Annotated in this window: 15 protein-coding genes; 3 read left to right on the top strand and 12 right to left on the bottom strand. The window is 71.5% G+C overall.

Annotated elements, in window-relative coordinates; all coding sequences use genetic code 11:
- Window positions 1-29: 29 nt before the first annotated feature.
- Genes Ato02nite_RS33165 through Ato02nite_RS33150 form a run of 4 tightly spaced genes read right to left on the bottom strand, consistent with a single transcriptional unit; the run spans window position 30 to window position 2,881 of the window.
- Window positions 30-788 carry a class I SAM-dependent methyltransferase gene (locus tag Ato02nite_RS33165; protein WP_246607727.1) on the bottom strand — a complete coding sequence of 253 codons (759 nt, stop codon included), beginning with the start codon at window positions 786-788 and terminating at the stop codon, window positions 30-32.
- Window positions 785-1,591 (bottom strand): alpha/beta fold hydrolase, encoded by an 807-nt coding sequence (locus Ato02nite_RS33160; RefSeq protein WP_213010617.1) that lies wholly within the window; start codon window positions 1,589-1,591, stop codon window positions 785-787. The genes Ato02nite_RS33165 and Ato02nite_RS33160 overlap by 4 nt, the downstream gene beginning before the upstream one ends.
- Window positions 1,592-1,602: 11 nt before the next feature.
- The gene (locus tag Ato02nite_RS33155) at window positions 1,603-2,295 is read right to left on the bottom strand and encodes an SRPBCC family protein (RefSeq protein WP_213010616.1); all 693 of its coding nucleotides are present in this window, start codon (window positions 2,293-2,295) and stop codon (window positions 1,603-1,605) included.
- The gene (locus tag Ato02nite_RS33150; RefSeq protein WP_213010615.1) at window positions 2,288-2,881 is read right to left on the bottom strand and encodes a winged helix-turn-helix domain-containing protein; all 594 of its coding nucleotides are present in this window, start codon (window positions 2,879-2,881) and stop codon (window positions 2,288-2,290) included. The genes Ato02nite_RS33155 and Ato02nite_RS33150 overlap by 8 nt, the downstream gene beginning before the upstream one ends.
- A gap of 54 nt (window positions 2,882-2,935) precedes the next feature.
- Between Ato02nite_RS33150 and Ato02nite_RS33145 the strand changes: the two genes are divergently transcribed.
- Window positions 2,936-3,961, top strand: a complete 1,026-nt coding sequence (locus Ato02nite_RS33145; RefSeq protein WP_246607725.1) for a phosphotransferase — start codon at window positions 2,936-2,938, stop codon at window positions 3,959-3,961.
- Window positions 3,962-3,985: 24 nt separating this feature from the next.
- Here Ato02nite_RS33145 and Ato02nite_RS33140 read toward each other — a convergent pair whose 3' ends face one another.
- Window positions 3,986-4,390: a GNAT family N-acetyltransferase gene (locus Ato02nite_RS33140; RefSeq protein ID WP_213010614.1), complete on the bottom strand. Its 405-nt coding sequence runs from the start codon at window positions 4,388-4,390 to the stop codon at window positions 3,986-3,988.
- Window positions 4,391-4,613: 223 nt separating this feature from the next.
- Here Ato02nite_RS33140 and Ato02nite_RS33135 point away from each other — a divergent pair, with 223 nt between their 5' ends.
- A complete protein-coding gene (locus Ato02nite_RS33135) occupies window positions 4,614-5,768 on the top strand; it encodes a coiled-coil domain-containing protein (protein WP_213010613.1) in 1,155 nt (384 codons plus the stop codon).
- Window positions 5,769-6,495: 727 nt separating this feature from the next.
- Entirely contained in the window at window positions 6,496-6,834 is a 339-nt protein-coding gene (locus Ato02nite_RS33130) for an RNA polymerase-binding protein RbpA (protein ID WP_203809726.1), read from the top strand.
- Between the two features lie 65 nt (window positions 6,835-6,899).
- Here the strand turns inward: Ato02nite_RS33130 and Ato02nite_RS33125 are convergent, their stop codons facing one another.
- The 7 genes from Ato02nite_RS33125 to kamD all read right to left on the bottom strand — a co-directional run bounded on the left by Ato02nite_RS33125 (window position 6,900) and on the right by kamD (window position 14,223).
- Complete coding sequence (locus Ato02nite_RS33125) at window positions 6,900-7,421, bottom strand: FxsA family protein (RefSeq protein ID WP_213010612.1); 522 nt, start codon at window positions 7,419-7,421, stop codon at window positions 6,900-6,902.
- A 54-nt stretch (window positions 7,422-7,475) separates the two neighbouring features.
- Complete coding sequence (locus Ato02nite_RS33120; RefSeq protein ID WP_213010611.1) at window positions 7,476-8,264, bottom strand: polyprenol monophosphomannose synthase; 789 nt, start codon at window positions 8,262-8,264, stop codon at window positions 7,476-7,478.
- The gene (gene lnt / locus Ato02nite_RS33115; RefSeq protein ID WP_213010767.1) at window positions 8,261-9,859 is read right to left on the bottom strand and encodes an apolipoprotein N-acyltransferase; all 1,599 of its coding nucleotides are present in this window, start codon (window positions 9,857-9,859) and stop codon (window positions 8,261-8,263) included. Before lnt ends, Ato02nite_RS33120 begins: the two co-directional genes overlap by 4 nt.
- Before the next feature lie 452 nt (window positions 9,860-10,311).
- Complete coding sequence (locus Ato02nite_RS33110) at window positions 10,312-11,574, bottom strand: glutamate mutase L (RefSeq protein WP_213010610.1); 1,263 nt, start codon at window positions 11,572-11,574, stop codon at window positions 10,312-10,314.
- Window positions 11,571-11,936 (bottom strand): 3-aminobutyryl-CoA ammonia lyase, encoded by a 366-nt coding sequence (kal, locus tag Ato02nite_RS33105; protein WP_213010609.1) that lies wholly within the window; start codon window positions 11,934-11,936, stop codon window positions 11,571-11,573. Before kal ends, Ato02nite_RS33110 begins: the two co-directional genes overlap by 4 nt.
- A complete protein-coding gene (gene kamE / locus Ato02nite_RS33100) occupies window positions 11,933-12,670 on the bottom strand; it encodes a lysine 5,6-aminomutase subunit beta (protein ID WP_213010608.1) in 738 nt (245 codons plus the stop codon). Before kamE ends, kal begins: the two co-directional genes overlap by 4 nt.
- Window positions 12,667-14,223, bottom strand: a complete 1,557-nt coding sequence (gene kamD / locus Ato02nite_RS33095; RefSeq protein ID WP_213010607.1) for a lysine 5,6-aminomutase subunit alpha — start codon at window positions 14,221-14,223, stop codon at window positions 12,667-12,669. Before kamD ends, kamE begins: the two co-directional genes overlap by 4 nt.
- Window positions 14,224-14,229 lie beyond the last annotated feature (6 nt).

Here is a 14,229-nt window from a genome sequence, read left to right as displayed (position 1 = left end):
GCGGAGGCTCGCCGAGAGCGAGCCTCCGCTCAGCGGACCGCGGTGATCAGCACGACGTGCTTGCGCACCCGGAGCACACCCTCGGCCGCGATCCGCGCCGACACGATCTCACCCACCGCCGCCACCTGATCCGCGGTCAGCGGCTCCCGGGTCATGCTCCGCAGGTAGTCGACGACCGGCGCGACACCGGGGACGGCCAGATCCCCCGGGTACCGCTCCACCCGTACGTCCCGGAACGCCTCCGCCACCAGGGCCGGCCCGCTCTCCGCGGAGAAGTCGCTCTGCCCGCGGCGCGCCATGATGTCCGGCCGGCCGATCGCCGTACCCAGATCGGCGATCTCCGCCATGTGACCGGGACCGTTGGTGGCCACCGCAAGGCGGCCGCCAGGCCGCGAGACGCGGGCCAGTTCCCGCAGCACCGCCGCCGGATCATCGACGTGGTAGAGCATGTGGTTGGCGATCACCGCGTCGAAACCGCCGTCCCGGAACGGCAACGCCCCGGCGTCACAGCGCCGCACCGGCACCCCGGGCAGATCGGCCAGCCGCGCGCACATCGCCGGCGAGAAGTCCGTCACGGTCAGATCGAGGCCGTCGTGGCCCAGGCGCCGCCACAGCTCCCCGGTGCCCGCACCCACCTCCAGCACCCGCCCGGCGCGGGGCAGCCGCGACGCCAGCCACGAGTACCAGTCCCGCGGGTTCGTGCCGAACTCGTGCAGCGCCATCCGCGCGGTCAGGTTGCCGGTGGTGCCGGCGTACTGGTCGGCGGCCCGCGCCGCCGGTGTGGTCACGCGGACGCCGTGCTGGCCAGGAACTCCTTCACCGCGGCCGCCACCACCGCCGGTTTCACGATGTGGGTCTGCCCGGGCAGCGTGCGATAGGTCGCCTGCGGCAGCGCCTCGCTGAACGCCCTCGTCCCGTTCCGCATGTACTCCGGGCTCTTCCCGCCGTCCATCACCAGCGCCGGCGCGGCCACCGCCGACCAGCGCGCCGCGTCCAGCGGCACCCCACGCCCGGTGTCCCCGAGGATCCGCAGATCGTACGGCAGGGTGTGCGCCACCCCCTTGATCTTCTTCCACGGCGGCATGACCGGCATGATCTGCACGATGATCTTCGGAACCCCGACGTGGAGCATGAACTTCTTCACCGCCCCGGACCGGTCACCCCGCGCGATCAGCGCCTCGGTGTCCTCGGTGAACGTCGCCGCCCGCGGCTCCCGGGTGCCGTCGACGATGAACGGCGGCTCGTACAGCGCGAGCCGGGTGATGCCGGGCAGCCGGCTCGCCGCGTCGGCCGCCAGGACCGCCCCCGACGACGTGCCGAACACCGCCGCCGCACCACCGGCCGCCGCCAGCACCGCGGCCAAATCCTCGACCTCCCGCTCCAGCGACCACGGCGGCGTGTCCCCGCTCTCGCCGCGGCCCCGGCGATCGTACGAATAGACCGTGAAACTGTCCGACAGCGCCGCCGCGAACCCCTGCGAAGGCCCGGAATCGCGGTAACACATCGCCCCGTCGACCAGGATCAGCGCCGGCCCGGACCCGGCGGCCGAATAGCCGATCGTGGTGCCGTCGGCGGAAATGACAGTAGGCATGACGACAATCCTTAAAGATCGTTGAGGAACAGGGTCCAGTCGGTCGGGTCACCGGCGAACAACTCGTGGTCCGCCACCAGCGCCCCGTGGAAACCCCGCAAGAAACGGAAAAGCCCTTCCTGGGCACGGACACCGAGCGTGTGCGCATTGACGAAGTAGACCTCGCCCCCACCCCGCACCGGATCACCGATCTTCGGCTCGGACCCGAGCCCCAGTTTCGTGTGCAGCGCCGCCCAGGTGCCCGGCCAGTCCGTGACCGGCGGCCCGAACACGGTGACCGGTCGCGCCACCCGCCCCGGGAACCACCGCAGATACTCCACCAGGGTCGCGAAGAACATGGCCGTCCCGAGCCGCATCGCCTCGTACTCGCCGGCCCAGTCGTCACCCGGCACGAACCCGCTGGTCACCGAGCGCAGCACGGTCGCCGAGCGGTCCCGGCCCTCCACCAGATACTCGTACGCCACGAACCGGCCCTCGGCGTCCGGCGCACTCCCGTACGCGAAACGGTGCGGCTCGGACCGGCCCGTCACCGTGCCCGCCGGAATCCAGCCGTCCCCGAAATCGGTGCGCACCGCGTCCCCGTCGACCTCGGTGCGCCCGACGAACCAGGACGTGATGCCCGGCCCGGTGGCGATCGCCGCCCACACCTGCTCCGGCGTGGCGTCCACGACCGCCTCGTGCCGCGTCTCGAACTCCTTACCCACGATCGGTCCCCTCCCGCGAATCCAGCGCCGGGTGCACCGCGACGACCAGGCGATGCTTACGCCCGTCCGCGCTGTGATATTTCGACAACAGGTGGGTGACCGCCGCGGTGAGCTCCTCCGCGAACGCCGCCCGCTCGGCCGGCGACGCGAACCGCACCTCCCCGTCCAGCGCGAACGTCGCCACCCGCTGCTTGGCCTGCGCGCTCCCGGTGATCAGCGACCCGACGTCGCGCACCAGCCGCGCCGCCAGCGCCAGCAGCCACCGCGCCGACAACCGGTCCGGCGCCCGCCCCGGATCCGGCGCGACCGCGGCCATCGCGGCCGGCGAGATCACGTAGGACGCCGCGGTCGCCTGCAGCATCCGCTCGGTCACATTGCCCTTGCGGCGCTCCTCGACCAGCTCGATCAGCCCGTGCAGCTCGAGCTGCCGCAGGTGGTAGTTGACCTTCTGCCGGGGCAGCCCGACCCGGCCGGCCAGCATGGTGGCCGACCCCGGCGTGACCAGCTCGGCCAGCAGCCGGCTGCGGATGGGATCGAGACTGACCTCGGCCGCGGCCGGATCCTCGATGACGGCGACGTCGTGCATGCCCACCACCAAACCACCGACAATAAAATTTGTCCAGAGGTTAGGCTCACCCACGTGACCGAGATCGACCACCTCCTGCGCCCCGGCTGGCGCGCAGAACCCCTCACCCACAGCCACGCCAACGAAGTAACCGCCGGTGTCTGGCGCATCCACCGCGACCACGACACCGCCATCCTCAAGATCGCCGCCGCACGACGCCCCGGCGCCGCACCCCACCTCGCCGCCGGCACCGACCCCGGCCACTTCAACTACTGGAAAAGAGAGCTCCGCGCGTACGCCGCCGGCCTGCCCACCACCGCATTCCCCCGCATCAACGCCCCGCGCCTGCTCGACATCGTGCCGCTCGACAACGCCGCCGCCCTCTGGCTCGAAGACGTAGCCGGCACCCCCGGCCGCCACAGCACCCCACCCGACCTGGCCGACCTCGCCCACCGCCTCGGCACCGCCCAGGCCCGCTACCTGCACGACATCCCCACCCACGAGTGGCTCGCCCGCGACTGGCTCCGCGACTACACCCTGGCCCTGCCCGTCCCCGACGACCTCGACTGGAACCACCCCGTCGCCCTAGCCACCTGGCCCCCGTCACTACGCCAGGGCCTGCACCGACTGTGGACCCACCGCCACGACCTGCTCGCCCTCGCCGACCACCTCCCGCGCACCCTCTGCCACCACGACGTGTGGCCGATGAACCTCATCCTCACCGACCGTGGCCCCACCCTGATCGACTGGGCCTTCGTCGGCCCCGGCGCCATCGGCGAGGACGCCGCCAACCTCGCCCTCGACACCTTCCTCGATGGCCTCATCGACATCGGACACCTCGACGAGGTCCTCACCACCGTCACGGCCGCCTACGAGAAAGGCATGGCCCCCGCCGTCGACCCGGCCACGGTCCGCCGAGCCGTCAAGACCACCGGCGCCGCCAAGTACTTCTGGCTCGCCCCGCGCATGCTGATGACTGCCGCCGCTCCCACCCCGGCGACGGCCGCCTACGACCGGCGCACCCTGGAAGCCACCTTCGCCGGCCGAGCCCCCGTCCTGACCGCGATAACCACCTGGGCCGACGAGATCCTGTCCGACTGACCACTACGCGAGTACTGGCCGCCCTCACCCGATCAGCCGCATCACTCCGGCCGGCGTTGCCCGGAAACCGCAGCCGTCCAGGTAGAACTGCTCCAGGTGCGGCTCGAAGTCGACGTGCAGCCACTCACAGCCGGCGGCACGGACCTCCCCGGCCGCCGCCTCGACGAGCCGGGTGCCGATGCCACGGTGCTGCCGGTCCGGGTCGACCACCGTGTCCAGCAGAAACGCGTGGCTCCCGCCGTCCCAGCAGACCTGCACGAACCCCACCAGTTCCCCGGCCTCGAACGCACCGACCCAGGTGAGCGCAGAGCGGGCCAGCTGCCGGGACCACGGCCGCACCTCCGCCGGATCACCCCCGAAGGCTCGGGCGTGCAGCCCACTCAGCTGCCGGTCATCGACGGTGAAGCGGACCTCGATACGAATCGTCACCCGGCGACGCTAGAGATCCGAGCCGCTTTTGGGCTCGCCCGGCTCTCGGAAGTTCAAAAGGCGGTAGGTCGTTGATTCCTTTTAGTTTTTGATCTCCGGTTGGAGCGTGTGCGGGTGGCGGCGCGCACACCGTGTAGAGCGTCCTAGGATGATGGTGTCGGCGGAAGACGCGCCGGTGTGGTGGCTCGGCCTGTGCGCCTGGCGCGCCTAGGCTCACCAGGCGATGAGCGACAACGACCTCACCTCGGAGACCCGTCCCTGCGCCCACTGTGGACGTCCCGTCCTGCAGCGCGCCTCGGCCGGGCGGCCGTTCCGCTACTGCCGGGACAACGACGGCGAGTGCCAGCGGGCCTCCCGCAACAACCGGATGCGGCACCGCTCCTCCCCCGGCCTCGCCGGCCAGGTGGCCCGCACCTGGGAGGTCGTCGACCGCCTCGACCAACTGGTCGAGACGCTGACCGACGCCCTGCACTCGGAGCTGTCCCCGGCCGGCGTGGAACGGCAGCTGGCCGAGCTGCGCGCGGAGACCTCCAGCCAGCTGGCCGCCGCCCACACCGAACGCGACGACGCCCGCCGCGACGCCGAACGCGCCGACACCGCGGTAGCCACCGCCCAGCAGCTGACCGCGGCGGCCGCGGCCGAACGCGACGAGGCCCGCCACCGCGCCGAGGACGAGGAACGCAAGGCCACCGCCGCCGCCCAGGCCACCGAGGAGGCAAACGCCCAGCGCGACGAGGCCCGCCGGCAGGCCACCGCGGCGGCCGCCCTGCGCGAACGCGCCGAGACCGAACGCGACGCCGCCCGCGACGAGCTCACCGCGGCCCGCGAGGCCGCGCGCGAGGAACTGGCCGCCACCCGCACCGAGCTGGAGCGAACCCGCCACGAACGCGACGAGATCGAACGCGACCTGGCATCGAGCGTCCGCGAGGCGCAGAACGCCACCGCCCGCGCCGACGAACTCCAGCAGGCCACCGAGGACCTGAAAACCGCCGCGCGCGAGCTGACCGCGCAGCTCACGGCCGCGAACAAGACAATCGACGAGGTACGCCGAGACGCCGCCACAGCCCGCACCACAGCCGACGCCGAGCTGGCCCGGGCCCGCCAGGACCTGGCAGCGGCGATGACCGACCGGGACGCCGCCACCCGCGCCCGCGACGACCTGCAACGCACCGCCGACCGGGCCGTCCAGGACGCCACCGACCTGGAACGCCGCCTGGCCGCCGCCCGCGCCGAGGCCGAGGCCGCCCAGTCCCGCGCGGCCCAGCTGTCCACCCAGGTGAGCGACCTGGCATCGGCCCTGGCCTCCCTGGGCACCCGCCCGGCCCCCACCCCGTCCCAGCCCACCCGCGCCGCCGAGCCCACCCCGGCCACCAGCTGACTGCCACCGCGGTCCGCCCGGCAGATTACGAAGGGCCGTTCCACGGTCCACCACCTCGTGATCGGCGGCAGGCCGAGATCGTCCCTCCTCCGGGTGGGACGGAGTGCGGATTCTCACTGCACCGACGTGGCCGGGCCCCGGGGCGGTCACGGCGTCGATCACCTGGTCATCGGCTGTGGGGCCGGGCATCGATCGGTCGGCGGCGGCGGCCCGGGCGGGTGCCGCGGCCCAGCATCGGCGCCGGGCGCCGGCGGAGTTCGCTGCTGGGCGGCGACGTTTCGGCCGATGGGGCGGGGTATACAGCATTTACTCAGGAAGCCGCCGGATCGATGCTGTCGGATCTCCGGCGGCACTTTCCGGCCGGGATGGTGGACAATCGTGGCGGCTTCGGGCGTGGAAGTGAAGCTTCGCCGAACTGTGCTCAGTTTCGGCGACCACTGGACGAATCTTTCCGGGCGTAAGGTGAAACGAGGCGAAGGTTTGTCGGGTAATCGGTCGAGTGACCGAGATCGCATCACCTGCAGAACACGCATAACCCCGTAAAGTGGACCAAGGTCCACTTCCCTGGGGACGGGTGGTGACCGGTAAGGGCTGTCGCCGGTTACGCTCGTATCGTTAACACCACCGTCACAACGGTGGGCCGAAGCCTTGGCGACCGTGGAATCCCGCGGCCGCCCCTTTCGTTACACCAACGAGAGCAGCACCACGAGCGAGGGGAAAGCCGATCATGGGCGAACGCATGCTGCGCGGCAGCCGTCTTGGCGCAGTCAGCTACGAGTCCGACCGCAACACCGAGCTGGCTCCCCGTCAGACCCGAGAGTACCTGTGCGTCAAGGGTCACCAGTTCGAGGTGCCGTTCGCCGTCGACGCCGAGGTGCCGGTCACCTGGGAGTGCAAGTTCGACGGCAGCGTCGCCCGTCTGGTGGACGGCAACGAGCCCGAGCAGAAGAAGGCAAAACCGCCGCGTACGCACTGGGACATGCTCCTGGAGCGGCGATCGATCTCGGAACTCGAGGACATTCTCAACGAGCGGCTTCAGGAGGTTCGCACCCGCAGGGGCCGCTGATCCACGCCGCACGAACAATGAAGGCCGACCCCACCGGGTCGGCCTTCATGCTTTTCGGGGTACGGCTACCGGACCACTTCGCCCTCGACGACCTCGCCCTCGATGGCCGCGGCCGGCGGGGTGTGCACGGGGGTGTCGTCGTGCTCGGCGACCACGACCGGCTCGCCGCGGCGGACCTTGACCCGGCGCGGGCCGAACAGGTCACCGGCGACGGCCGCGCCCACCTGGCGCTCGGTGTAGCGCTCGATCCAGCGCCGGGCGACCGGCCGCCCGATCAGCAGCAGCAGCCCGGCGATCGAGGTGAGGAAGCCGGGGACGGCGAGCAGCAGCGCGCCGGCCAGACCGGCCAGGGAGTTGGCGACCTGGGCGCCGGGCGGGCGGCCCTCGGCGGCCGCGGCCTGGAAGCCACGCCAGCCGTTGATGCCCTCCCGGCGCAGCAGCAGCATGCCGCCGATCTCACACCCGGCGAGCAGCAGCAGCGCCCAGCCCGCGCCGATCACGTGGGCCACGCTGATGAACACCGTGATCTCGGCGATCGCGAGCACGGCCAGGCCCAGCGGCAACAGGGCTAATCCTCGACGCTGCATGGTGTCCTCCGGGGGTCATGCGTTCTCGATCCAGCATGACACGCCCGCGCCCGGTCACGGCCAGGTGGAACCCTGCCTGGACCGGCGGCCGAGGCGGCTCAGCAGTGCAGCCTTGCGGGCCTGCACCCCCCACACGGTGACCCTGAGCAGCTGTTCCTTGAAAATGTTGCCGCTCATCTTGCTGACGCCGTGTTCGCGTTCGGTGAACGTGATGGGCACCTCAGCCATCCGGAAGCCGCTCTTGTAGCTGCGCCAGGCCAGCTCGACCTGGAACGAGTAGCCGGTGGAGGCGACGGTGTCGACGTTGATCGCGTCGAGGACGGGCATCCGGTAGGCGCGGTAGCCGCCGGTGGCGTCGCGGAACGGCAGGCCCAGCACCATGCGGATGTAGATGTTGCCGCCGCGGGAGAGCAGCAGCCGCTGCAGCGGCCAGTTGTGCACGCTGCCGCCGGGGATGTAGCGGGTGCCGAGCACGGCGTCGGTGTCGCGCAGCGCGTCGAGAAGCTTGTGCAGCTCCTCGGGGGCGTGCGAACCGTCGGCGTCCATCTCGACGACCGCGTCGTACCCCTTGTCCTTGGCCCAGGCGAAGCCGGCCTTGTAGGCGGCGCCGAGGCCTTCCTTGCCCGCCCGGTGCAGCACGAAGATGTGGTCGTCGGCGACGGCGAGCTCGTCGGCGATGGCACCGGTGCCGTCGGGGGAATTGTCGTCCGCAACGAGGATGTCGACTTCGGGCACCGCGCTGCGGACCCGGCCGGTGATCTTGCGGATGTTGTCCGCCTCGTTGTAAGTCGGGATGACCACGAGGACCCGTCCAACTCCCGGGTAGCCTTCCGCCTCGCTCACCGTTCCTCCGTCTTGTCTTCCCCGTTGTTTCCGCTGGTACGCCGAGTGCGCCGCAGCGGGAACGCGCCGATGACAGCGACGGCCGCCAACGCGACGCCCGCCATCTCGGGCCAGATGCCCAAGCGAGTCGCCAGCGTACGCGACCCGTCCAGTTTCATGTCGCGCACCATGACCGCTGCTTCGTTGAAGCCGCTCTCGTCGTGTACCGCCCCGTCGGTGCCGACAAACGCCGACACACCCACCGTCGACGCCATGAGTGATTCCCGGCCGTGCTCGACCGCGCGCAGCCGGACCATGGCCAGTTGCTGGCGCGCTTCGGCGGCGTTGAAGGTGGCGTTGTTGGTCTGCACGGCGAGGATCTGGGCGCCGCCGGTGACGGTGTCGCGGACGATGCCGTCGTAGGCGACCTCGAAGCAGATCACGTCGCCGAGGGTCAGCGCCGACGTGCGGATGATGCCGGTGTGATCACCGGCCAGCATGTTCTTGACCAGGTCGACCTTGTCGGTGACGAGCCGGGCGACCGACCGCAGCGGCATGTACTCGGCGAACGGCACGGGGTGCTGCTTGACGTACTGCTGGGTCAGGTCCGGCCCGGTGTTCGGGTTCCAGAGGATGCCGGCGTTCTTGATGTCGGCCGGGTTGTCGGTGCGCAGCACCGCGCCGACGAGGATGGGCGCGCCGATGGCGTCGGCGGCGGCCGAGATCTCGGTCGCCGCGTCGGCGTTGCGCAACGGATCGATGTCGCTGGAGTTCTCCGGCCACACCACCAGGTCGGGCTGGCGCTGTTTTCCGTTCTTCACGTCTTCGGCAAGTTTTAACGTGGCGCTCGCGTGATTGTCGAGCACGGCCCGCCGCTGGGCGTTGAAGTCGAGGCCGAGCCGCGGCACGTTGCCCTGGACGACGGCGACCACCCGGCTGCTGTCGGCGCTGCCGCCGATCGGCAGGGCGGCGGGCGCCACGATCAGGGCGGCCAGCGCCACCAGATACCCCAGGGAGGCTCGACCGGGCCGCTGCCACACCAGTGCGGCCACGCAACCGCCCGCGGCGGCCACGGCGAACGTGACGAGCGGGGCACCGCCGTACGCGGCGAGGTGCAGCGACGGGGCGTCGCCCTGGCTGAACGCGAGCCGCCCCCACGGGAAGCCACCGAAGGGAGCCCGGTCGCGGGCCGCCTCCTGGGTGACCCAGAGCAGGCCGAGCAGCACCGGCCACAGCGCCCGCCACCGGTCGAGCATCGGCGACAGCCAGGCGGTGGCCAGGCCGGTCAGCCCGACGAAGACCGCCTCGGCGCTGGACAGCAGCGCCCAGGGCAGCCAGCCGGCCGCGAAGCTGGTCCAGTTGAGCAGCGGGAAGAACAGCACGATGCCGGTGAGCAGGCCCAGGCCGAACCCGGCCCGCAGCCGGCGCCGGTGACTGGCCACGCCGAGCAGGGCGACCCCGGCCGGGGACAGCCACCACAGGTCGTACGGCGGGAGGGCCAGCAACAGGGCGGCCCCGGCGAGCAGGGCGAGCGGCAGCGCGAACTTCAGCCGCAGCGGCTCGGGCCGGCCGGCGGGCCCGCTGACCTGGGGTGCGGCCGGCGGCTGCAGCGTCATTTCCACCCGCGGAAGGCTACCGGGCGAAAAACGCGGGCGGAACTGCGGGAACGGAGAAGGCGCGGCCGGGTAGGCCGCGCCTCGTGTGCTTCTCTCGCTCCCGGGCACAGCCGGTGGGCCAGCGGGTGGTCCCGTACGCCTTCGGACCGACCCGCCGCGGACTGGCTGTCCCCGCCGAGCCGTTGTCTACTGGTGCCGGTACAACCCCCTGCCCCACCGACGCTGCGATCGGTCCGCTGCCGCTCCGTCGACCCCCACCCCCTGGACCTGGCTGAACGCGCGACCCCTGCGAGGACTGCGGCCAGTGGGAGGAGGAACAGATTAGACATCGATCGCTCGCCGTGCCTAGGACCTGAAGACGGTACGTCCGGCCCCCGCCCGCCTGTCAACCGCCGTCCCCGCCCTCGGGCGTGTCGCGTTGTTCGGCGTGTCATGTCCCGTACCCGTTCGGGTTACAGCGTGTTCAACAGGGCGATGGCGGCGTGGCGATGATCAAGGGCCAGGAGGCCGGCCGCGGCGAGCACGTACCGCTCGTCGATCACCGTACGGGCGGTAGCCGGGGCGGCCCAGCCGCCGGCCGTGTCGGTGAGGACCGCGTTCAGGACATATGCGCCGCCACCCTGCCGAAGTACCCCGCCGGAGCCGACGACGAGGCGGACGTCGCGCAGGTCCCGGCCGCCGGTGCGGGGCCGGCCCGGTCCCGGAGAGTGACCGCGGGCGTGGCGGCGCAGGGCGATCACGGCCGCGGCCGCGGCGAGATCCCGGTCACGCTCCGCCGACGGGTGATTCTCGGTGGTCGAAAGTGCCAATTTCTCGGCTGTGGCGGCGGCCACAGTGCCGCCGGCACCGACCGCGACGCCCAGGTCACCCTCCACAGTTCTGGATCTCCACAGGGTTCCGGCGACATCGCGTTGCGGGCCGTTCTCGGCCTCGGCGTCGGGCAGCAGCGCCGAGTAGACGTCGGTGGTGGCCCCGCCGACGTCGACGACCAGCACGCCGGCCCCGGTGAGGTCGGCGAGCAGCTCCACCCCGGCCAGGACGGCGTCCGGGGTGGCCGCCCGCACCAGCGAGGCAAAGCGGCGGCCCCTCGACAGCCGCTTGCCGCCGATCACGTGCCGCAGGAACACGTCCCGGATCGCCGCCCGGGCCGGCCCGGGGTCGAGGACGCCGATCTTGGGCAGGACGTTGGCGGTCACGGTCACCGGGATGCCCCGATCGGCGAGCAGAACCGCGGCGTCCGAAGAGAACAAGGCGTTGCCGGCCACCACGACCGGCAACCGCAGCCGGGAGGTGGCCAGGCGGCGGGCGTTGTGCAGCAGCACCGCCGCATCGCCGCCGTCGGTGCCGCCGACCAGCAGGACCACGTCCGGCCGGGCGGCCTTCAGCGCGGCCACCGCGGCCCCGTCGAGCGGGCCGGCCGCCACGTGCACGACCTGGGCGCCGGCCGACAACCCGACCCGGTGCCCGGCCTCGGCGGTGACAAGCGATTCGTAGCCGACGACGGCGAGCCGCAGACCTCCTCCGGCACTGCTGCAGACGTACACCTCATCGGCGAAGCCGCCCACCTCGGCGACGGCCGCATCCAGCCCGGCCAGCACGTCGGTCGCGGCCGTCGTCGGCACCTCGGCCCGGGCGGTCATCTCGCCCGAGGCGAGATCGATCCGGGCGGCCTTGGTGTACGTGGAACCGACGTCGACGCAGACCGCCGCGGTCATCCCTTCGCGGGCACGACGACCGTGCCGGTGGCGGTGACCGCGACGATCGGCTCGGCCAGCACGGTCGCCGCCGAACCGCCGGTCCCCCGGCAGACCACGGTCGACGTGAATGCGATCCGTCGCGACCGGGTGCCCATCTTCACCACCGTCGCGGTGATCTCCAGGACGTCACCGGCCTGCACGGGTGCCTTGAACTGAACGTCGTCGTAGGAGGCGAACAGGCCCTCGTCGCCGTCCAGCTGGATGCACACCTCGGTGGCCACGTCGCCGAACAGCCCCAGCGAGTAGGCGCCGTCGACCAGGTTGCCGGCGTAGTGGGCGTGCGAGTACGGCACGTAACGGCGATGGGTCACGGTGATCATCTGGCGGCGCTCCCGGTGAGGGCGTGGACGAGGTAGGAGGCGACCTCACGCGGGGTGGTGCCCCGCCCGAAGATCCGGTCGACGCCGAGCTCACCGGCCATGAGCTCGTCGAACCGGGGGCCGCCGACGATCAGCAGCGGCCGCTTGCCCTCCGGCAGGGCCTCCCGGAACGCCGCCGACATGGCCCGGGTGTTCTGCAGGTGGGCGTCGCGCTGGGTGACCACCTGGGAGACCAGGACGGCGTCGGCCTTCTGCGCGCGGGCCGTCTCGACCAGCTCCGGCACCGAGACCTGCGCGCCCATGTTGGTGACGGCGAGCTCCCGGTAGTACTCCAGGCCCTTCTCCCCGGCGATCCCCTTGAGGTTGAGGATGGCGTCGATGCCGACGGTGTGCGCGTCGGTACCGATGCACGCGCCGACGACGTTCAGCCGCCGCCGCAGCCGCCGTTTGATGACGGCGTTGACCTCTTTGGCGCTCAGCAACGGGAAGTCCCGCTCGACGACCACCACCTTGTCGGTGTCGACGAGGTGGTTGACCTTCCCGTAGACCACGAAGAAGGTGAACCCGTCCCCCATCTGCTTGGCGTGCACGAGCATCGCCGGGTCCATCCCCATCTTCCCGGCAAGCTGCAGGGCGGCCCCTTCGGCCCGCTTGTCGTGCGCGACGGGCAGCGTGAACGACAGCTGCACCATCCCGTCACCGGTGGTGTCCCCGTAGGGCCGGATGATCGTCATGCTTCCAGGGCCTCCGTCACCGGGTTGTAGTAGTCCTCCTCGTGCTTGGCTACGCCGTCGAGGCCCTTTCCTCGGTCGGCGGGGCGTTTCATGATGCCGAAGGTGCCGTCGGCGATGGCGTTGAGCAGGGTGTCGTCGGCGATCCTGTCGAGCAGGTCGACCGCCTCGGACAGGACCTGGTTCGCTCGCTGCTGGATGAAGCCGCCCGGCGCCGGGACGAAGTCCTCGTGCAGGTTGCCCGCGCCGGTCAGGACGTAGCGGACGTTCTGCAGGGCGATGTCGCGGTCGGACAGCCACGGCGTCACGACGGCCTCGGTCATCATGCCGACCAGCAGGATGCCCTGGCCGGTCAGGGCGCCGACCAGGTTGAAGAAGCCGTCGAGGAGGTTGCCGCGGAACACGTCGCCGGTCATGTGCTTGGTCGGTGGCATCCACTTCAGCGGGGCGGCCGGGAACAGCTCCCGCGCCAGCAGCGCATGCGCCAGCTCCAGGCGGAACGACTCCGGCACCTCGGGGTTGATCTCGAAGGCGTGGCCCAGGCCCAGCTGCCAGTCGGCCAGGCCGGCCTCGTGCGCGAAGAACTCGTTGAGCAGCTGCGACACCGTCACCGTGTGGGCCGCCTCGACGGCGTCCGCGGTGGTCAGGTAGTTGTCCTCGCCGGTGTTGATGATGATGCCGGCGCGGGCGTGGACCTGCCGCGAGAAACGCTGGTCGACGAAGGTGCGGATCGGGTTGATGTCGCGGAACAGGATGCCGTACATCGAGTCGTTCAGCATCATGTCCAGGCGTTCCAGACCGGCCATCGCGGCCATCTCCGGCATGCACAGGCCGGACGCGTAGTTCGTCAGCCGCACGTACCGGCCCAGCTCCTTCGACGTCTCGTCCAGGGCGGCCCGCATCAGCCGGAAGTTCTCCTGGGTGGCATAGGTGCCGGCGAAACCCTCCCGGGTGGCGCCCTCGGGCACGTAGTCCAGCAGCGACTGGCCGGTCGACCGGATCACCGCGATGATGTCGGCGCCCGCCCGGGCCGCGGCCTGCGCCTGCGGGATGTCCTCGTAGATGTCGCCGGTCGCGACGATCAGGTAGATCCACGGACGCTGCCGCGGATCGCCGTACCGTTTGATCAGCCGGTCCCGCTCGGCCCGGCGCCGATCGACAAGCTTGAGGCCGTCGCCGGTCGCCCTTTTCGCGGCCCGCCGGGCCGCGGTCGCTTCCGCTTTCCCTTCCGGTACGCCGAACCGCACCGCGCCGGCCGCCGCCTTCTGTGCGAGCACCGTGATGTCGTCGACGCCCGTGGTCCGCATCGCGTGGAACACCGGCAGCGACACCCCGTGACCCAGCCCGACGTCCGCCCGCACCGCGTCCACCAGGCGGTTCACCCAGGGGATGCCGTCGGAGTCGGCGCCGTGCACGCCGGCCAGGCGCAGCACGGCCCGTTCCACCGACACCGTGGTGTGGGACCGAGCCAGCTCGACGACGGGACCGCCCGCCCGCTCGGCCAGCCGCCGCGCCTTCGCGACGACCTCGGGGTCCAGATTCAGCTTCCCGGCCACACCGTT

Source organism: Paractinoplanes toevensis, assembly GCF_018332695.1.
Lineage (GTDB): Bacteria > Actinomycetota > Actinomycetes > Mycobacteriales > Micromonosporaceae > Actinoplanes > Actinoplanes toevensis.
The sequence above is the reverse complement of the archived record's forward strand: the minus strand, read 5'-3'. Positions and strand labels throughout refer to the sequence as shown.